We start from the raw sequence: 18,070 nt of genomic DNA on the forward strand, positions 1-18,070 counted from the left end.
CTTCCTTGCGGAGAGAAGGGTGTTCAGCTGCCGGCGCCGCGGTAGGCGCGCAGTCCGGCCCGCCAGGCCGTCCCGGCGGCGGCGACGCACAGCACGGCGGCGACCGGGGAGGCGTACTGGAAGGCGGTGGGCAGCCCGAGCGGGTCGGGCCGGTCGAGGATGCGCAGGCTGGGCAGCCAGTTGACGAAGGCCAGCGGGACGCCGAAGACCACCCCGGCGACCAGTTCCTTGGCGAAGATGGTCGGCGGGTAGTGGAGCAGGGTCGCGCCGCCGTAGGTGAAGGAGTTCTGGATCTCCTTGGACTCGCCCCACCAGAACTGGACGGTGGCACCGCCGACGTAGATGGCGCCGAAGATGACGCTGCCGCACACCAGCAGGACCGGCACCAGCAGCACCCGGTCCCAGGTCCAGTGCACGTCCAGGGTGGTCAGTGACCAGCCGAGCACGATCACGGCCTGGAGCGGGCGGCCGAGCCGGCGCAGGCTGAAGCGTTCGGCGCACAGCTGGGAGAGCGCCGGGGCGGGGCGGATCAGCATGGTGTCCAGCGATCCGCTCACGATCCGCGCACCGAGGCCGTCGGCCGAGCCGACCAGCAGGTTGGCCATGCCGAGGGAGAAGGTCGCGGTGGCGTAGAGGAAGGCGATCTCCGGCAGGCTCCAGCCGCCGAGCCGGTCGGTGTGCTGGAACATGATCACCAGGACGACGAAGTCGAGGGAATGGGTGGCCAGGCTGGCCAGCAGGTTCAGGAGGAAGGAGGCCCGGTAGGCCATCGTCGAGCGCATCCACATCCGGGCGCACAGCCACCAGGAGCGGACCGCCCAGGAGGTCCGGACGAGGAACGACTCGGCGGCGAACGGCTCCAGGACGAACGGCTCCGGGGCGAACGACTCGGCGGCGGACGGCTCGGCGGAGAACGACTCAGCCACCCTGCACCACCACCCGACGGGTGGCCAGCCACTGCGCGCCCCGCCCGGCGAGCAGCAGCACGGCCGCCCAGCCGAGCTGGAAGCCCAGCGCGGGGAGCAGCCCGGCCCCGGCCGCCCGCTCCAGGAAGACGTCGGTCGGCACCTTGACCAGCGCCGCCCAGGGCAGCAGCGGGGCGAGGTCGCCGAGCCGGCCGGGGAAGAGCGCGATCGGCAGCAGCATCCCGGAGAAGAACATCGAAACCACCAGCATCACCGCGCGCACCCCCTCCGAGTCGTGCAGCCAGAAACCGGTGATCGAGACCAGGAACCGCAGCCCGAAGCTGGCCAGCACCGCGAGCAGGACGGAGAGCAGGAAGAACACCCAGGTCAGCGGGTGTTCGGGCATCCGGGTGCGGAACACCAGCGCGCCGACCAGCATCGGCACGGTGCCGCGGACCAGCGCCTGGAAGCCGGCCCGGCCGAGGTCCGTGGCCAGCCACCAGCACTGGAAGTCGACCGGGCGGTAGAGGTCGACGGCGATGTCGCCGCTGCGGAAGCGGTCCTGGAGGTCGTCCTGGAAGCCGCCGCCCCAGACGGCGACGGTGACCAGCAGGCCCTGGCTGACCCAGATGTAGGTGACGGCCTGGCTCTGGTCGTAGCCGCCGAGGTGGGGGCGGGCCTGCCAGAGGGCGAGGAAGGAGGAGGCCAGGATGATGCCGAAGACGGTGTTGGTGAAGGCGCCGGCCAGCGTGGCGGCCCGGTAGGTGGAGTAGCGGCGGAAGGCGCCGCGGGCGACGGCGGCGTACAGGGCGAAGGCGGCGTACAGCCCGGCGGCCGGCCCGCCGGCGGCGGACCCGGGCGCGGATCCACCGGAGGTATCAGGGGGCCTCGCCCCGACGAGCGCAGCGTTCTGCATATTGTCTCCTTGTCGACAAATAAGGGCGGACGGCTGCCCGCAGCCGTCCGCGCACGCCCCAGCGGCTCCGACCGGCCGAACCCGGGGGTACCGGGCGGACGGGCGGAGCTGTCAGAAGTCGGTGCACTATGCGATTTGCACCTTTCACCGTACCGCCGGACCCCACCGCCCGCACCCGGATTTCCGACGCACCCCAGGGCGCACGGCACCGCCCGCACAACCGCGCACCTCAGACCCCCGGCCGCCGCTGAACCCGCGTCAAATAGCAGATAATCCCGTCATGACCTTGAGCACCCGCCGCCAGGCCAAACGGGCCGCCCGCCGCGAAGCCCGCCGCGCCCTCCCCCTCTGGCGCCGGATGCTGCCCACCTGGCGAATCACCCTCGGCACCCTCACCGCGCTGCTGCTGCTCGCCGTCGGCGCCTTCGCCGTGCTCTACGTCATCGTCCCGGTGCCCGACCCCAACGCCCACGCCGTCGCCCAGAACAACATCTACCTCTACGCCGACGGCACCACCGAGATCGCCCGCACCGGCGCCGTCAACCGCACCGACGTCACCATCGACCAGATCCCGCTGCAGACCCAGCAGGCCGTCGTCTCCGCCGAGGACCGCACCTTCTACCAGAACCGCGGCATCGACCTGAAGGGCATGCTCCGGGCCGGCTGGAACACCCTGCTCGGCAAGGGCATGCAGGGCGGCTCCACCATCACCCAGCAGTACGTCAAGAACTACTACCTGACCCAGGACCAGACCTTCGAGCGCAAGGGCCGCGAACTCTTCATCGCCCTCAAGGTCGACCAGCAGCGCAGCAAGAACGAGATCCTCGCCGGCTACCTCAACAGCAGCTACTTCGGCCGCGGCGCCTACGGCATCCAGAGCGCCGCCCACGCCTACTACGGCGTCGACGTCTCCCAGCTCACCCTCGGCCAGGGCGCCTACCTCGCCTCCCTGCTCCAGGCCCCCAGCCTCTACGACGTCAAGACCGCCACCCCCGCCAACCGCGAGAAGGCCGTCGCCCGCTGGAACTACGCCCTCGACGGCATGGTCCAGCTCGGCTTCCTGACCACCGCCGACCGCAACGCCACCACCTTCCCCGAGCCCATCGACCCCCAGCCCGCCACCGGCCTCGCCGGCCAGGCCGGCTACCTGGTCGGCGTCGCCGACGACTACCTCATCTCCTCCGGCACCATCGACGCCGCCACCCTCAAGGCCGGCGGCTGGCGGATCACCACCACCTTCGACAAGCCCAGGCAGGACGCCTTCGTCAAGGCCGTCCAGGACGAACTCACCGGCGAACTCGACCCCAAGGCCCGCCCCACCACCGACACCGACGTCCGGGTCGCCGGCGCCTCCGTCGACCCCGCCACCGGCCGCGTCGTCGCCGTCTACGGCGGCCCCGACTACGCCAAGCAGCCCTTCAACGACGCCCTGCGCCAGGACAACCAGATCGGCTCCACCTTCAAGCCGATCGACCTCGCGGCCGGCCTGATCGCCCAGCACACCGTCGACGGCCGCCCCATCACCACCGAGACCCGCTACGACGGCACCAGCGAACGCCCCGTCACCGGCGGCCCCACCCCCTACGCGCCCCCCAACGAGGACGACGTCGACTACGGCAACATCACCCTGCGCTACGCCATGGTCAAGTCCGTCAACTCCGTCTACGCCCAGGAAGGCGTCGACGCCGGACTCGCCCGCGTCCGCGACACCGCCGTCAAACTCGGCATCCCCGACAGCGTCCGCGGCATGGACCCGGCCAACACCTCCATGACCCTCGGCACCGCCACCCCCAGCGCCCTCGACCTGGCCGGCGCCTACGCCACCCTCGCCAACCACGGCCAGGCCCACACCCCCTGGTCCGTCCAGAAGCTCGAACGCGTCAACCCCGGCGGCGCCGTCGACGTCCCCAAGATGCCCGACCACAAGGCCACCGACGCCGTCGGCCGCAACGTCGCCGACAACGTCACCGACGTGCTGCGCGACGTCGTCAGCCCGCGCGGCACCGGCGCCGCCGCCCTCGCCCTCGGCCGCCCCGCCGCCGGCAAGACCGGCACCACCGACGCCAACCTCTCCGCCTGGTTCGCCGGCTACACCCCCGAACTCGCCACCACCGTCGGCCTGTTCCGCGAGAACCCGAAGAGCCACGCCAAGGAACCGCTGGCCGGCACCGCCGGCCTCACCCGGATCAACGGCGGCGCCTTCCCCACCAAGATCTGGACCGACTACATGACCGCCGCCCTCGGCGGCACCCCCACCCAGCAGTTCGACCTGCAGACCGGCCGCACCGACCCCGGCCCCGACAGCTGGCCCACCACCGGCGCCCCCACCAGCAGCTCCCCCAGCGCCGGCCCCACCACCACCGGCACCGGCGCCCCCGCCACCACCCCCAGCCACGCCCCCAGCGCCCCCGCCGCCACCGAACAGCCCGGCCCCGGCCCCGGCCCCGGCCCGGTCACCCCCACCCCGCAGAACCCCCAGCCCACCCCCAGCCAGGAACAGCCCAGCCCCAGCAGCAGGCCCACCCAGACCCGACCCGCCCGGCCCAGCGAACCGCCCACCGCCACCGCCGGCCCCAGCGGCACGGCGGTCGCCCCGGCCCCGGGCCGATGAGCGGGCGGCAGGGCCACCGGCCGAGGAGCGGGCGGCGCGGCCCACGGCAGGGCCCGCTCCGCCGACGACTCGCGGCCGACCCGCCCGCCGCCGCTACCCCTTGGCGGTCAACTCCCGCTCCAGCGGCGTCCGGAAGCGCGGCGTCACCCGCACCTCACCCAGCCACGCCGCCAACCGCCCCGCCTCCGCCCCGACCGCCCGCTCCGCCTCCGCCCCGACATCCCGGAACAGCCGCCACACCAGTTCGCCGTCCGACCGCTGCGCCCAGCCGCCGACCACCTCCCCGCACCACCACACCGTCGGCCCGGCGTTGCCCGCCCGGTCGAACAGCGCCGGCACGTCCTCCGGCCGCAGGTACCAGTCCCGCCCGCGCCAGCCCATCACCGCCGGATCCAGCGCCGGCAGCAGCGCCGCCCACGGCTCCGGGGCCGCCACCGGCTCCTCGTCCCCCGGCAGCACCAGCGCCGCCGCGCCGTCCGCCAGCGCCACGCCCCGCGCCCCCACGTCCGCCAGCGCCGTCCGGACGTCCCCCAGCGTCCAGCCCGTCCACCACTTCACGTCCTCGACCGTGCCCGGACCGTACGCCGCCAGCCAGCGCCGCACCACCTCCGCCTTGGCCTCCCGCACCGGCACGTCCGACCACTGCGGCACCAGCGCCCACGGATAACTGCTGCTCAACCAGGACCCGCGCGGACGGCACCGGCGCACGTGCCCGTCCGAGGCCAGCAGCCGCAGCAGCCGGCTGCCCACGCTCTGCTTCGCCTCGTACGCCTTGCCCGCCGACATCAGCATCGTCTCGCGCAACTGCGGGACGTCCTCGCCGAGTTCCTTGGTCGTCGCCTCCCCGCGCACGGCCAGCGCGGCCAGCACCTCGCGCTCCGTCTGCGCCAGCCGGGCCGCGTCCCAGCCCTCGGCGTGGTCCCGCAGGTGCTTCAGCAGCGTCGCCCGCTCCTTCGCCGCGATCGCCCGCGCCGCGGCCGCGCTCACGTACGGGGCCAGCCCCTCCGTCACCGCGAAGATCGTCCGCCGCATCGACAGCAGCTTCACCAGCGAGACGTCCCCGTACAGCGCCCGGTCCACCTCCGCCGCCGCGGGCTCCGCCAGCCGCGCACAGGCCGACAGGTACACCGTCGCCGCGTCCGTCGCGTGCAGCCCGACCACCGCGTCGGCCACGTCCTCCACCCGCGCCGCCCGCACCGAGGGCGCCAACAGCTGCCGACGCCCCAACCGGGCCCGCCGCTCACCATCACCGATCACCGGGACACTCATGCCCGGACCCTAGCGGCTGCCACCGACAGAACCGGCGAACCCCGGGACACCACCTCCCGCCTCCACCAGCTCCGCCGCCAACCCCGCGAACTCGACCGGCAACGGAGCCTCCCGCCCGGCCGCCCAGACCAGCCCCACCCGGTTCGGCGCGATGTCCGAGACCGGCACGTGCACCACGTCCGCCCGGGTGTAGAACGCCGCCACCGACAAGGGCAGCACCACCGTCCCCTCCCCCGCCGCCACGTACTCCAGCTTCTCCTCGACCGTCTCCGCCCGCGGCCCGGCCGAACCCGGACCACCCCGCCACTCCGGCACCACCACCGGATCCTGCAACAGCCGCTCGCCCGCCAACTCACCCATGGCGACCGACACTTCACCCGCCAGCCGGTGCCCGACCGGCAACGCCGCCACCCGCGGCTCGGCGTACAACGGGCGCACCACCAGACCCCGCGGCTCCACCGGCAACCGCACGAAGGAGACGTCCGCCCGCCCGTCCAGCACCACCCGCGCCTGCTCCGCCCACGAGGTCCGCACCACCTCCACCGCCAGCCCCGGATGCCGCTCCCGCAGCGCCCGCACCGCCGCCGTCACCGCGATCCCGGGCATGAACCCCACCACGAACCGCCCCGCGCCGCCCTCCGCCCTGAGCACCCGGCGCCGCAACGCCTCCGCCGCCGCCAGCAACGGCGGCGCGTCCTCCAGCAACTGCCGCCCCACCTCGGTCAGTTCGGTGGACCGGCGGTCCCGCCGGAACAACCGCGCCCCGAACTCCGCCTCCAACGCCCGGATCTGCCGCGACAGCACGGGCTGCGCGATGTGCAGCTCCGCCGCCGCCCGTCCGAAGTGCAACTCCCGCGCCACCGCCACGAAGTAGCGCAGCTTCCGCAGATCGACGTCCACCGCCACCCCCGAGAACAGCCTGATACCCCGAGGGTATGACAGCCGACCGAACAGGTCTTGGACGCCACCGCGAACCCCGGCGCAGGATCGGAACGACCCCGCACCGACCACGAAAGGCACCACGACCATGCCCACCGCACCCCTCAAGGACCGGCGCGTCGTCGTCCTCGGCGGCACCTCCGGCATCGGCTTCGCCACCGCCGCCCTCGCCGCCGACCACGGCGCCCGGGTCACCGTCGTCTCCAGCCGCGCCGCCAGCACCGAACGCGCCCTCGCCACCCTGCCCGCCGGCACCACCGCCGAGACCGCCGACCTCACCGACAGCCGGCAGGTCAGCGCCCTCTTCGACCGCCTCGGCCCGATCGACCACCTCGTCTTCACGGCCGGCGAACCGCTCACCCTGGCCACGATCGACGCCCTCGACCTCGACGCCGCCCGCGACTTCTTCACCCTGCGCTACTTCGGCGCCCTCGACGCCGTCCGCGCCGCCGTCCCCCGCCTGCGCCCCGGCGGCTCCGTGACCCTCACCTCCGGCACCGCCGGCCTGCGCCCCAGCCCCGGCTGGAGCATCGCCGCCAGCATCTGCGGCGCCATCGAGGGCCTGGTCCGGGCCCTGGCCGTGGAACTCGCCCCGATCCGGGTCAACGCCGTCCGGGCCGGCATGGTCCGCACCCCGCTCTGGTCCGGCCTCCCGGAGCCCGACCGCGAGCAACTGTTCGCCGGGATCGCCGACACCCTCCCGCTCGGCCGGATCGCCGAACCCGAGGAGGTCGCCGAGTCGTACGTCCACCTGATGAACCAGCGCTCCGCCACCGGCACGGTGATCACCGTCGACGGCGGCACCCTCCTGGCCTGACCACGGCGAACCCGACCGCGGCGAACCCGACCACGGCGAACGGGCCCGAACTCGACCACGCCGAACGGGCCCGCCGGCCGCATCCCGGCCGACGGACCCGTCACGGTCACAGGTACAGGCCGGTCGAGCCCTCCGTGTCACCGAAGCGGCTCGCCGCCACCGCGTGCAGGTCACGCTCGCGCAGCAGGACGTAGGTGGCGCCGCGGACCTCCACCTCCAGCTTGTCCTCCGGGTCGTACAGCACCCGGTCACCGGGCTCCACGGAACGCACGCTCTGGCCCACCGCCACGGCCTCGGCCCAGGTACAACGCTTGGACAGCTCCGCGGTCGCCGGGATCAGGATGCCGCCGGTCGAGCGGCGCTCGCCCTCGCTGCCCTCGATGCGCACCAGCACGCGGTCGTGCAGCATCCGGATCGGCAGCTTCTCGCCCAGCCGGTCGTGCCGCGCGGTCTCGTGCTCGTGGTCGGAATGCGTCGGGTTGTCGTTCGTACTCACGATCCCGAAGGTACCGCCCCGGCGCGCCCGGTGTGACGCTGGCCCGGCATGCGGAAGGACCGGCCCCGCCCGACGGCGGTCCGGTCCTCCGGAACCACGGCTCAGTCCTTGCGGCGCTTGCGGGACGAGGCGATCAGCACCACCAGGCCGACGCCGACCAGCGCCGCCGGGACGATCCGCTCCTTGCGCGGCTGCCCCTGCTCGTCCACGAACTGCGCCCTGACCTTCTCGACCAGGCCGTTCGCGGCCACGTACGCCTTGGCCGTCTTCTCCTCGACGGTGGCCATCGCCTTCGCCTTGACCTGGGCGGAGATGGTGCTCGGGTGGACCCGCACGGCCAGCTCGTCCAGGTTCGCCGCGAGCCGGTCGCGGGTGCGCTCGATGTCCGCCTCGATCTGCGCAGCCGTCCGCTCCGGCTTGTCCTGCGTGCTCGCACCGCCCACTCGGGCCACCCCATTCACTTGCCGATGTCGTCCTGTCGTCCTGTGCGACCAGCCCAGTCTGTCAGCTGCCGGGCACGGACGCGCGGCCCCACCCACCAACGGGGGTAAGTTTGCCGTGGTACGACCGTCCGTCCCAGCCTCCAGGAGAATACGACCGTGACTGAGCGCCTCCAGCCCGGCGACACCGCGCCCGCCTTCAGCCTGTCCGACGCCGACGGCAACCAGGTCTCCCTCGCCGACCACCTGGGCCGCAAGGTCATCGTCTACTTCTACCCGGCCGCCCTCACCCCCGGCTGCACCAAGCAGGCCTGCGACTTCACCGACAACCTGGAGGTCTTCGCCGGCGCCGGCTACGACGTCATCGGCATCTCTCCCGACCAGCCGGAGAAGCTCGGCAAGTTCCGCGAGAAGGAGGACCTCAAGGTCACCCTGCTCTCCGACCCGGACCACCAGGTGCTGGAGGCGTACGCCGCCTACGGCGAGAAGCAGAACTACGGCCGCACCTACCAGGGCGTGATCCGCTCCACGATCGTCGTGGACGAGCAGGGCAAGGTCGAGCGCGCGCTGTACAACGTCAAGGCCACCGGGCACGTCGCCAAGCTGCTGCGCGACCTCAAGGTCGAGGCCTGACCCCTTCCTTCCTCCCTCTCGCGGCGAACGCAGCGGTGGCGGCCCACCCCCCGACCGGGTGTGCCGCCACCGCCGTTCCTCACCTCCGGTGACCGCCGCCGCCGTCAGGCTCAGCAGGCACCGAGGTCGCTCCAGACGCCCCAGGCGCCGCCGGCGGCCGGGTCGTCGCCCTTGGTCCACCACTTGTTCTGGTAGTAGCGGCCCTTCCAGGACACCTTGGTCGGCGTCGCGTAGGTGCTCCCCGCGTCCCAGCCGGGGGCGGCCGTGCAGGTGCCCGAGGTCGGGGTCGGCGTCGCGGTCGGCGTCGGGGTCGCGGTCGGGCTGGGCGTCCCGGTGGGGGTGCCCGTCGGAGTCGGCGTCAGGGTCGGAGTCGGCGTCAGGGTCGGAGTCGGCGTCGGCGTACCGCCGTCCACCGCGCCCCGGGTCAGGTCGCCCTTGATCCCGTACAGCGTCCCGCCCACGTTGACCGTCCAGTTCGACGGAGTGGACACCGGCAGGTAGTAGACGAAGTCCATGTCCACCGAGGCCCCCGGCGCCAGCGACTGCCAGCCCGGCAGCTTGACCGACACCCGGTTGTAGGTGCCCTTCAGCCCGCCCGCGTTGCCCGGGCCCGGATTGTCCTGCCGGATCACCTGCAGCCCGAAGCCGGACTGGTCCTTGGCGTTGCCCGGGGCCGAGTTGCTGTAGTCGAACTGGAACTCGGTGCCGCCCGGCAGGGTCAGCGTCGAGTTGTTGACGATGTGCAGCTTCGGGTTGATCGGGTAGTTGGAGTCGCCCAGCGCGAAGTTGGTGAACGACACGTCGATCGGCAGGGTCTGCTGCGGCAGCGGGACGGTCGAGCGGGTCGCGCCGTACGGGCTCGCCGCCTTGAACCTGTCGTACATCAGCGAGGTCAGCGTCGAGCCGGGGACGTACTCGCCCTTGCCGCCGTTGGCGGTGGCGTCCCACCGGTAGTCGCCCGCGAGCTCCCAGATCATCGCGCCGCCGGCGCCCTGGTTGACGATGTAGTCCGCCTTGGCGCCCACCGACTGCTCGTCCTCGGTGGACAGGAACACCTTCTTGGCGTCGTTCCACAGCCACGGCGCCACCAGCGAACTGCTGTAGTTGCGGGTGTAGCTGCCCTGCAGCGCGGTGTCGGCCACGCCGTACCTGGCCAGGTAGTCGGGCAGGATGCCCTTCTCCAGGTTCTTGGCGTGCCACATCGGGTTCGACCCGGCCGGGGACTCCTTGCCCGCGTCGTCCTTGTCGTTCCAGATGTTGTCGATGCCGACCGCGCCGTCACCGCAGGCGGTCAGCCCGGAGCCGGCCGGGCAGGCGGTCGCGGCGGCGGAGCCCCACAGACCGTTGGTGCCGCCCTGGACGTTCTTGAAACCACGGGTGTAGTACGGCAGGCCGACGTTGATCCGCCCGCCCGGCATCGCGCCGCGGAAGTAGTGGTACGACCAGTCGGCGTTGAGGTAGCCGATACCGCCGTACTGTCCGGTGCCGTACACGTTGGCGGCCGCCAACTCGCCGTCTCTGCCGTCGTCGTAGAGCGAGGCGTTCGGGCCGACGTACTTGTTCCAGGCGCCGTGCAGGTCGTACGACATGATGTTGACGTAGTCCAGGTACTGGGCCACCTGGAAGGTCTCCATGCCGCGCAGCAGGTAGCCCGAGGAGGGCGCCGCGACCGACAGCAGGTAGTGCCTGCCGTCGGCGGCGCCCGCCCTGTCCAGGCTCTCCCGCAGGGTCTTCATCAGCGCCGCGTACCCCTTGGCCAGCGAGCCGCGCTTGGAGTTGGCCAGCTGCCAGTCCAGCGGGTTGCCGGCGTCCTTCATCGAGGTCGGGTACTCGTAGTCGATGTCGACGCCGTTGAAGCCGTACCTGCGGACGAAGTCGACGGAGGAGGCGGCGAAGGTGTCGATGCCGGCCTGGTTGACGCTGCCGTCCGGGTTGACCGTCATCGAGTAGAAGCCACCGGAGTCGACGCGCTTGCCGTCGTCCCCGAAGTAGCCGCCGGTCTCCGTCCAACCGCCCACCGAGATCAGGGTCTTGACGTTCGGGTACTGCTTCTTGAACTTCGTCAGCAGGTTGAAGTGGCCCTTGTACGGCAGTGTCGGGTCCAGCTCCGCGCCCGGCACCCCCGGGAAGGAGATCCCGGTGGCCTCGTTGGTCGGGCCGTCCGCGCCGACCGAGAGCTTGTTGTCCCCGCCGACGTGCCCGAAGGCGTAGTTGAGGTGGGTGACCTTGTCCCAGGGGACGTCGCTCACCAGGTACGGCTGGTCGCCGTTCCTGCCGGTGCGCCAGCCGGTGAAGTACCCGATGATGCGGCGCTGGTGGTCCGCGCCCATCTTCTCCCGCCCGGCGGTGTCGTAGACCGAGCAGTACGGGACGTCCACCCCCGGCGTCCGGTACAGCCCGTCCGGCCGGCACGCCGCGTTGTCGACCGCCGCCGACGCCTGCGAGGGCACCGCGCCCAGCGTCGCCATCACCAGCCCGGCCAACGCCGCCGCCGCCAACGAGGCCCTACCCGCCCGGGCGGCGGAGCTCTTTCGGATCAACACTCGGTCCTCCAGGAGAGAGTGTCGGCACGCGCCCGTGGGGAGAGCACGCACGTGGGGGATTCAATTGGCGCCGAAGCTATGTGGTCTGGACCACGCAGGTCAATAGGTCTGTACCAATTGGCAAACACTTCCCAAACCCCGGACTGCTCGGACACCCGAGGACCCTGGAGGTCGACCACATCAACGGCGACTGGCCGGATAGCCGGCGGGAGAACCTCCGCCTGCTCTGCCCCTACTGTCACTCCATCACGCCGACCTACTGCGGCCGGAACATGAACCGCACCGGCCTCCGGAGGGACGTCGCCGCATAGCTCAGTCCGATTTCGAGAAAGCGGCCGCAGCGGGATCCACCTAACGGTAGGCTTGCTTTGACGTGCGCCCGTACTCCAGCTGGTAGAGAGGTGCGGTTTAGGTCCGCAATGTCGTGGGTTCGAGTCCCACCGGGCGTACTCAGCGAAATGGCCCGTTGCCCTTCGAATCGAAGGGCAACGGGCCACCGTCGTTCCTTCGGCCCGTCAGCCGATGAGGTCCTTCACCACCGGGGCGAGGGCGCGGAAGGCCTGGCCGCGGTGGCTGATGGTGTTCTTCTCCTCGGCCGTCAGCTCGGCGCACGTCCGCGTCTCGCCGAGGGGCTGGAGGATCGGGTCGTAGCCGAAGCCGTTGGTGCCGGCCGGGGTGGTGCGCAGGGTGCCGAGGAGGCGGCCCTCGACGACGCGTTCGGTGCCGTCCGGCAGGGCGAGGGCGGCGGCGCAGAAGAAGTGGGCGCCGCGGTGGGGTTCGGCGATGTCGGAGAGCTGGGCGAGCAGCAGTTCCAGGTTGGCGAGGTCGTCGCCGTGCTTGCCGGCCCAGCGGGCGGAGAAGATGCCGGGCGCGCCGTTGAGTACGTCCACGCAGAGGCCGGAGTCGTCGGCGACGGCGGGCAGGCCGGTGGCGCGGGCGAGGGCGTGGGCCTTGAGGAGGGCGTTCTCGGCGAAGGTGATACCGGTTTCGGGGACGTCCGGGATCTCGGGGTAGGCGTCGGCGCCGACGAGTTCGACGTCCAGGCCGGCGTCGCCGAGGATGGCGCGCAGTTCGGCGACCTTGTGCTGGTTGCGGGTGGCGAGGATCAGACGGGTGGACATATCGCCCACCCTACCGAGCGCGCGGAGGGGATCAGCCGGTGCAGACCGAGGTGAGGTTGCCCGCCGCGTCGCCGAGCGGCTTGAGGTCGGGGGCCTGCTTGTTGTCGACGGCCTGCTGGACCTTGTCGGCCTGCTTCTGGAGGTCGGTCACGGCCTTGGCGACGTCGGTGTTCTTGGCGCTCTTGCCGACCTGGTCGAGGTCGCTCCTGAGCTTCTGGAGCGCCTTGCCCGCGGCGGCCGAGTCGTTGCTGGAGTTGTCGTAGGCCTTGGTGAGGTCGGCGATGTCGCCGGTGACCTTGACGGCGGTGTTGCCGCAGTCGATGGCCTTCTGGGCGGCGGAGCAACTGACCATGCTGAGCGGGAGGATCGCGATGAGTCCGGCCACGGCGAGGGCGGCGGGGCGGGCGATGCTCGACGGCATCCGGTCCTCCTGGTGGGCGGGGGTTCCGTGGGGAGGGACGCGCGCCACCGGGTGCGCGGTTCCCGCAGCGAGGGCGCTGCGGGAACCGTACGGGCTGTGGGCCGCGCGTGTACAGCGGTCCGCACAGGTGTCCGGGGAGGGGGTTCAGCCCTCCAGGGCCTTGCGCTGGATCTCGTCGAGTTCGGCGCAGCCGAGGCTGCCGAGGTCGAGGAGCTGGTTGAGGAGGTCGCGGTCGAAGGGGGCGCCTTCGGCGGTGCCCTGGACCTCGACGAAGCGGCCGTCGGCGGTGCAGACGATGTTCATGTCGGTCTCGGCGCGGACGTCCTCCTCGTACTGGAGGTCGAGCATGGGGACGCCGTCGATGATGCCGACGCTGACGGCGCTGACGCCGCCGGTGATGGGCTGGCCCTTGGCGCGGAGGAGCTTGCGGTCGCGGGCCCAGGAGACGGCGTCGACGAGGGCGACGTAGGCGCCGGTGATGGCGGCGGTGCGGGTGCCGCCGTCGGCCTGGAGGACGTCGCAGTCGAGCACGATGGTGTTCTCGGCGAGGGCGCGGTGGTCGACGACGGCGCGCAGGGAGCGGCCGATGAGCCGGCTGATCTCGTGGGTGCGGCCGCCGATGCGGCCCTTGACGGCTTCGCGGTCGCCGCGGGTGTTGGTGGCGCGCGGGAGCATGGAGTACTCGGCGGTGACCCAGCCCTCGCCGCTGCCCTTGCGCCAGCGGGGGACGCCTTCGGTGACGCTGGCGGTGCACAGCACCTTGGTGTCGCCGTAGGAGATCAGGACGGAGCCTTCGGCGTGCTTGCTCCAGCCCCGCTCGATGGTGATGGGGCGGAGCTGGTCGGGGGTGCGGCCGTCGATGCGTGACATAGCCACTGAGCGTAGCCGCTCGGCTCGGTGGCCCGGACACGCATCGGCCCGCCGTCCTCCTGAGCGGGTCGGCGGGCCGTGGGCGGTGGAGCCTTGGTGGCTCAGCTCACATCATGTCCTCGATGTCGGCGGCGATCGGGTCGGCGTCGGTGCCGATGACGACCTGGATCGCGGTGCCCATCTTGACGACGCCGTGGGCGCCGGCGGCCTTGAGGGCGGCCTCGTCGACCAGGGCGGCGTCCTTGACCTCGGTGCGCAGGCGGGTGATGCAGCCCTCGACCTCTTCGATGTTGTCGATGCCGCCCAGACCGGCGACGATCTTCTCAGCCTTGCTGGCCATCTGGTTTCTCTCCCTCTGTTTCGGCCCTTCGGCGGCTTTGCCGGGTGCCGTCCTGCGCTGTGCTGGGGTGGTCCTCGACCGTCGGGTGGCGAGGTCCGTGCCGGTGGCTGACGCGGGTTCAGCTGCGGTCGCGCTGCCGGGTGGCGCGCGACCAGCATGACCCGAGCCGGGCCGGTCTGCCACGTTAGTCCACTTTTGGCCCATTCCGGCGCGCAGGCTCCGGACCGCCGCCCGAGGATGACGATCAGCGGGGCCCGCGTCCCGGTGTCCGGCCTGCGTCCCAGGTGGTCTACGCCAATATAGGCGTTGCTCCGACGAACGTGGGGAGGACCCCGGCTGTTCCCGGGGCCCCGCCCGAGGGTCCCGCACGGGTCTCCCGACGGCAACCGCGCCCGGAGGGCGGATGATGAGTTCGGCAGGCGCCACGGCCCCGCGGACCACGTGGTGGCACACCTTCTACGGCGGGCTCCAGAAGATGGGCCGCTCGCTGCAGTTGCCGGTCGCGGTGCTGCCCGCGGCGGGCATCCTCAACCGGCTCGGCCAGCCGGACGTCTTCGGGAAGGACGGCCTGGGCTGGACGAACGTCGCCAAGGTGTTCGCGGCGGCCGGCGGCGCCCTGCTCGACTCCGCGCTCGGCCTGCCGATGCTGTTCTGCATCGGGGTCGCGATCGGCATGGCCAGGAAGGCGGACGGCTCGACGGCGCTGGCGGCCGTGGTCGGCTTCCTCGTCTACTACAAGGTCCTGCACGCCTTCCCGGAGAGCTGCAAGCCGCCGACCGTGCTGGTCAGCGACCAGTGCGTGGACTACACCTCGGCGAAGGCGGCCAACGCGACGTACCAGAACCCGGGGGTGCTCGGCGGCATCCTGATCGGCCTGATGTCGGCCTGGCTGTGGGTGCGCTTCCACCGCACCAAACTGGTCGACTGGCTCGGCTTCTTCAACGGCCGCCGTCTCGTGCCGATGATCACCGCCCTGGTCGGCATGCTGACCGCGGTCGTCGCCGTGTGGGTGTGGCCGCCGATCGGCCGCGGCCTGAACGACTTCTCGCAGAACCTCGCCGATCTCGGCGCGGGGGGCGCGGGCATCTTCGGCGTCTTCAACCGCGCGCTGCTGCTGATCGGTATGCACCAGCTGCTGAACACCTTCGTGTGGTTCCAGTTCGGCGAGTTCACGAAGGCCGACGGCACCGTCGTGCACGGCGACATCCCGCGTTTCCTGGCGGGGGACCCGACGGCCGGCCAGTTCCAGTCCGGATTCTTCCCGATCATGATGTTCGCGCTGCCCGCCGCGGCACTCGCGATCGCCCACTCGGCCAAGCCGCACCGCCGCAAGGAGATCTACGGCCTGATGCTCTCGGTCGGCCTGACCTCCTTGGTCACCGGCGTCACCGAACCGATCGAGTACTCCTTCGCCTACCTCGCCCCGGCCCTGTACGCCGTGCACGCGCTGCTGACCGGCGCCTCGATGGCGGTCACCTGGGGGCTGGGGGTGCACGACGGCTTCAGCTTCTCGGCCGGTCTGATCGACTACGTCATCAACTGGGGGCTGGCCACCAAACCATGGATGATCATCGTCATCGGCGCGTGCTTCGCCGTGGTGTACTACGCGCTCTTCCGTTTCATCATCGTCAAATTCGACCTGAAAACCCCGGGGCGCGAGGACGAGGCGGAGGTGGAGGACGTCACCAAGGCCTGAATTGCGCCGCGGGCGCCGCCCGCAACGGCCCTCGGACCCGCCGGTCCGGGGGCCGTCGGCATTTCGCGAACGGGCCGAATTCCCTATTCGATGCCCGCCGAAAAGGTAATTCGGTCGCGATCCGCCCGGCCGGCGGCGGTCCGGACGGGTGCCGACCACGGGCGCGGGGACGTCCCACCGGCCCGTCCGCGACCCTCCGGTCACTCTCAGCAGCCGCCGGACGGGCCGGGAAGCGGGCCGCTCGCCCGGCTCCGACCCACGTGCCCGCCCCGACCCGGGCGCCGCAAGGGCTCCGCGCTTTTTGTTGCGCAAATAGCCAAAATCACAATCGCGACTGAAATCATGATCGTCGCCCCGGGGTCAGGTTTCGATTTCATAGCGCTTCCCGGCGGCGGCGCTATCCGGGGTTCCCCGAGTTCTCCACCCGTGCTACAAAACTGGTCTACACCACGTGTGGTGTAGACCAGTTCGCGGTCCGGCCCCGTGTGCCTTCCCCCGACCGACCGCCATGCCGTTAGGAACCCACCCCCATGAGTCAGTCTGCGCAGGCACCGGCGCCCGCCAAGGCTCCGACGCCGATCAAGAAGTTCGGCAACAGCGTCCTTCCCGGCCTCCAGAAGGTCGGCCGCAGCCTCCAGCTGCCGATCGCCGTCCTCCCGGCCGCCGGTCTGCTGGCGCGCCTGGGCCAGCCCGACGTCCATGAGAAGTGGCACTTCCCCGCGAAGCTCGTCGAGGTCTTCGGCGCCGCGGGCACCGCCGTCACCGGCGCGCTGCCGCTGCTGTTCTGCGTCGGCATCGCGATCGGCTACGCCAAGAAGGCCGACGGTTCCACGGCGCTGGCCGCGCTGGTCGGTTACCTGGTCTTCAAGAACGTCCTGACCGCGTTTCCGGCCCACGGCACCGTCACCGAGGCCCTCCCTGCGGGCAAGCCGCAGGACCCGGGCGTGCTCGGCGGCATCGTGGTCGGTCTGCTCGCGGCCATCCTGTGGCAGCGGTTCCACCGCACCAAGCTGGTCGACTGGCTCGGCTTCTTCAACGGCCGCCGCCTGGTGCCGATCATCATGGCCTTCGTCGGCACCGGCCTGGGCGTCATCTTCGGCCTCGGCTGGCAGCCCATCGGCGACGCGATCTCGCACGTCAACAACGGCCTGGTGGGTGCGGGCGCGGTCGGCGCCGGCCTGTTCGGCCTGATCAACCGCGCGCTGATCCCGATCGGCATGCACCAGTTCGTCAACACCTACGCCTGGTTCCAGACCGGTGACTACACCGACGCCCACGGCACCGTCGTCCACGGCGACATCAACCGCTTCCTGGCGGGCGACCCGACCGCCGGCCAGTTCCAGGCCGGCTTCTACCCGATCATGATGTTCGCGCTGCCGGCCGCCGCCCTCGCGATCGCCCACTGCGCCCGCCCCGAGCGCCGCAAGGCCGTCACCGGCATGATGATCTCGATCGCGCTGACCAGCTTCGTCACCGGTGTCACCGAGCCGATCGAGTTCACCTTCCTCTTCATCGCCCCGGCCCTGTACGCCCTCCACGCCGTACTGACCGCCGTCTCGATGGCCCTCACCTGGGCCCTCGGCATCCACCACGGTTTCAGCTTCTCGGCCGGTCTGATCGACTACACGATCAACTTCAGCCTGGCCAAGAACCCGCTGCTGATCATCCCGATCGGCCTGGTCTTCGCCGCGATCTACTACTTCGTGTTCCGCTTCGCGATCACCAAGTTCAACCTCAAGACCCCCGGTCGCGAGGACGACGCCGAGATCGAGGACATCACCAAGGCCTGACGCCCGCTCCGAAGGCCCCGCCCACCGCCGCTGCCCCGGCGGCCGGGCGGGGCCTTCGGCGTGTCCAGCGGGCGGGAACGGCGGTTGACGAACCGACGGACGCCCTGGTCAACTGAAGCCGTGTACCCCTCGTGCCCACTGGTGACCCGCAGCCACATCGACTTCGGTCGCGTGTGGTCCGCGGCGTGTCGCGGCTGAGCCGACCCCTTCCCCCGCCGCCGCCCGGCTGACGACTCCGCCCGGCGCCGGCCGTCCTCCCCCTT

Annotated in this window: 16 protein-coding genes, 1 tRNA gene and 1 pseudogene; 7 read left to right on the forward strand and 11 right to left on the reverse strand. The window is 71.6% G+C overall.

Going from position 1 to position 18,070, the window contains the following annotated elements:
• Positions 1–23 precede the first annotated feature (23 nt).
• Complete coding sequence (locus ACZ6Z8_RS26295) at positions 24–863, reverse strand: ABC transporter permease (RefSeq protein ID WP_465612590.1); 840 nt, start codon at positions 861–863, stop codon at positions 24–26.
• 55 nt (positions 864–918) lie between these two features.
• Positions 919–1,821: an ABC transporter permease gene (locus ACZ6Z8_RS26300; protein ID WP_465612513.1), complete on the reverse strand. Its 903-nt coding sequence runs from the start codon at positions 1,819–1,821 to the stop codon at positions 919–921.
• 280 nt (positions 1,822–2,101) lie between these two features.
• On the opposite strand from ACZ6Z8_RS26300, the gene ACZ6Z8_RS26305 reads away from it, so the two are divergent.
• On the forward strand, positions 2,102–4,432 hold the full coding sequence (locus ACZ6Z8_RS26305) for a transglycosylase domain-containing protein (protein WP_465612514.1): 2,331 nt from the start codon (positions 2,102–2,104) through the stop codon (positions 4,430–4,432).
• Positions 4,433–4,525: 93 nt separating this feature from the next.
• Here ACZ6Z8_RS26305 and ACZ6Z8_RS26310 read toward each other — a convergent pair whose 3' ends face one another.
• Positions 4,526–5,701, reverse strand: coding sequence for a winged helix DNA-binding domain-containing protein (locus ACZ6Z8_RS26310; RefSeq protein WP_465612515.1), 1,176 nt, complete (start codon positions 5,699–5,701; stop codon positions 4,526–4,528).
• A 9-nt stretch (positions 5,702–5,710) separates the two neighbouring features.
• Positions 5,711–6,601 carry a LysR family transcriptional regulator gene (locus ACZ6Z8_RS26315; protein ID WP_465612516.1) on the reverse strand — a complete coding sequence of 297 codons (891 nt, stop codon included), beginning with the start codon at positions 6,599–6,601 and terminating at the stop codon, positions 5,711–5,713.
• Between the two features lie 127 nt (positions 6,602–6,728).
• Between ACZ6Z8_RS26315 and ACZ6Z8_RS26320 the strand changes: the two genes are divergently transcribed.
• Positions 6,729–7,457 (forward strand): SDR family oxidoreductase, encoded by a 729-nt coding sequence (locus ACZ6Z8_RS26320; protein WP_465612517.1) that lies wholly within the window; start codon positions 6,729–6,731, stop codon positions 7,455–7,457.
• A 106-nt stretch (positions 7,458–7,563) separates the two neighbouring features.
• Here the strand turns inward: ACZ6Z8_RS26320 and ACZ6Z8_RS26325 are convergent, their stop codons facing one another.
• Entirely contained in the window at positions 7,564–7,866 is a 303-nt protein-coding gene (locus ACZ6Z8_RS26325) for a GroES family chaperonin (protein WP_232543252.1), read from the reverse strand.
• A 188-nt stretch (positions 7,867–8,054) separates the two neighbouring features.
• Positions 8,055–8,396: a DUF3618 domain-containing protein gene (locus ACZ6Z8_RS26330; protein ID WP_465612518.1), complete on the reverse strand. Its 342-nt coding sequence runs from the start codon at positions 8,394–8,396 to the stop codon at positions 8,055–8,057.
• Between the two features lie 156 nt (positions 8,397–8,552).
• Here ACZ6Z8_RS26330 and bcp point away from each other — a divergent pair, with 156 nt between their 5' ends.
• The gene (bcp, locus tag ACZ6Z8_RS26335; RefSeq protein WP_030284109.1) at positions 8,553–9,026 is read left to right on the forward strand and encodes a thioredoxin-dependent thiol peroxidase; all 474 of its coding nucleotides are present in this window, start codon (positions 8,553–8,555) and stop codon (positions 9,024–9,026) included.
• 110 nt (positions 9,027–9,136) lie between these two features.
• On the opposite strand, the gene ACZ6Z8_RS26340 is transcribed toward bcp, so the two are convergent.
• Positions 9,137–11,494, reverse strand: a complete 2,358-nt coding sequence (locus ACZ6Z8_RS26340) for a chitinase C-terminal domain-containing protein (RefSeq protein ID WP_465612591.1) — start codon at positions 11,492–11,494, stop codon at positions 9,137–9,139.
• 212 nt (positions 11,495–11,706) lie between these two features.
• Here ACZ6Z8_RS26340 and ACZ6Z8_RS26345 point away from each other — a divergent pair.
• A pseudogene (locus ACZ6Z8_RS26345) lies at positions 11,707–11,880 on the forward strand (HNH endonuclease); the annotation flags it as partial.
• 64 nt (positions 11,881–11,944) lie between these two features.
• Positions 11,945–12,018: transfer RNA gene (locus ACZ6Z8_RS26350), tRNA-Leu, on the forward strand.
• 66 nt (positions 12,019–12,084) lie between these two features.
• Here the strand turns inward: ACZ6Z8_RS26350 and rdgB are convergent.
• The 4 genes from rdgB to ACZ6Z8_RS26370 form a co-directional block, all read right to left on the reverse strand.
• Positions 12,085–12,690, reverse strand: coding sequence for an RdgB/HAM1 family non-canonical purine NTP pyrophosphatase (rdgB, locus tag ACZ6Z8_RS26355; protein WP_465612519.1), 606 nt, complete (start codon positions 12,688–12,690; stop codon positions 12,085–12,087).
• Between the two features lie 31 nt (positions 12,691–12,721).
• Entirely contained in the window at positions 12,722–13,111 is a 390-nt protein-coding gene (locus ACZ6Z8_RS26360) for a hypothetical protein (protein WP_465612520.1), read from the reverse strand.
• A gap of 144 nt (positions 13,112–13,255) precedes the next feature.
• The gene (gene rph / locus ACZ6Z8_RS26365; RefSeq protein WP_402819861.1) at positions 13,256–13,981 is read right to left on the reverse strand and encodes a ribonuclease PH; all 726 of its coding nucleotides are present in this window, start codon (positions 13,979–13,981) and stop codon (positions 13,256–13,258) included.
• A gap of 106 nt (positions 13,982–14,087) precedes the next feature.
• Positions 14,088–14,525, reverse strand: coding sequence for a PTS sugar transporter subunit IIB (locus ACZ6Z8_RS26370; protein WP_465612521.1), 438 nt, complete (start codon positions 14,523–14,525; stop codon positions 14,088–14,090).
• A gap of 202 nt (positions 14,526–14,727) precedes the next feature.
• Between ACZ6Z8_RS26370 and ACZ6Z8_RS26375 the strand changes: the two genes are divergently transcribed.
• Together ACZ6Z8_RS26375 and ACZ6Z8_RS26380 are read left to right on the forward strand one after the other, a co-directional pair.
• Complete coding sequence (locus ACZ6Z8_RS26375; RefSeq protein ID WP_465612592.1) at positions 14,728–16,017, forward strand: PTS transporter subunit EIIC; 1,290 nt, start codon at positions 14,728–14,730, stop codon at positions 16,015–16,017.
• A 530-nt stretch (positions 16,018–16,547) separates the two neighbouring features.
• Entirely contained in the window at positions 16,548–17,807 is a 1,260-nt protein-coding gene (locus ACZ6Z8_RS26380; RefSeq protein ID WP_465612522.1) for a PTS transporter subunit EIIC, read from the forward strand.
• Positions 17,808–18,070: the final 263 nt, after the last annotated feature.

The sequence above is a fragment of the Kitasatospora sp. NPDC101108 genome (assembly GCF_055584725.1).

Excerpts from the sequence above, each read along its gene's own strand:
- ACZ6Z8_RS26300 (WP_465612513.1), bottom strand. The coding sequence starts at position 1,821 with ATGCAGAACGCTGCGCTCGTCGGGGCGAGGCCCCCTGATACCTCCGGT.
- ACZ6Z8_RS26305 (WP_465612514.1), top strand. The coding sequence starts at position 2,102 with ATGACCTTGAGCACCCGCCGCCAGGCCAAACGGGCCGCCCGCCGCGAA.
- ACZ6Z8_RS26310 (WP_465612515.1), bottom strand. The coding sequence starts at position 5,701 with ATGAGTGTCCCGGTGATCGGTGATGGTGAGCGGCGGGCCCGGTTGGGG.
- ACZ6Z8_RS26320 (WP_465612517.1), top strand. The coding sequence starts at position 6,729 with ATGCCCACCGCACCCCTCAAGGACCGGCGCGTCGTCGTCCTCGGCGGC.
- ACZ6Z8_RS26325 (WP_232543252.1), bottom strand. The coding sequence starts at position 7,866 with ATGCTGCACGACCGCGTGCTGGTGCGCATCGAGGGCAGCGAGGGCGAG.
- ACZ6Z8_RS26340 (WP_465612591.1), bottom strand. The coding sequence starts at position 11,494 with ATGGCGACGCTGGGCGCGGTGCCCTCGCAGGCGTCGGCGGCGGTCGAC.
- rdgB (WP_465612519.1), bottom strand. The coding sequence starts at position 12,690 with ATGTCCACCCGTCTGATCCTCGCCACCCGCAACCAGCACAAGGTCGCC.
- ACZ6Z8_RS26360 (WP_465612520.1), bottom strand. The coding sequence starts at position 13,111 with ATGCCGTCGAGCATCGCCCGCCCCGCCGCCCTCGCCGTGGCCGGACTC.
- rph (WP_402819861.1), bottom strand. The coding sequence starts at position 13,981 with ATGTCACGCATCGACGGCCGCACCCCCGACCAGCTCCGCCCCATCACC.
- ACZ6Z8_RS26370 (WP_465612521.1), bottom strand. The coding sequence starts at position 14,525 with ATGGGCCAAAAGTGGACTAACGTGGCAGACCGGCCCGGCTCGGGTCAT.
- ACZ6Z8_RS26375 (WP_465612592.1), top strand. The coding sequence starts at position 14,728 with ATGAGTTCGGCAGGCGCCACGGCCCCGCGGACCACGTGGTGGCACACC.
- ACZ6Z8_RS26380 (WP_465612522.1), top strand. The coding sequence starts at position 16,548 with ATGAGTCAGTCTGCGCAGGCACCGGCGCCCGCCAAGGCTCCGACGCCG.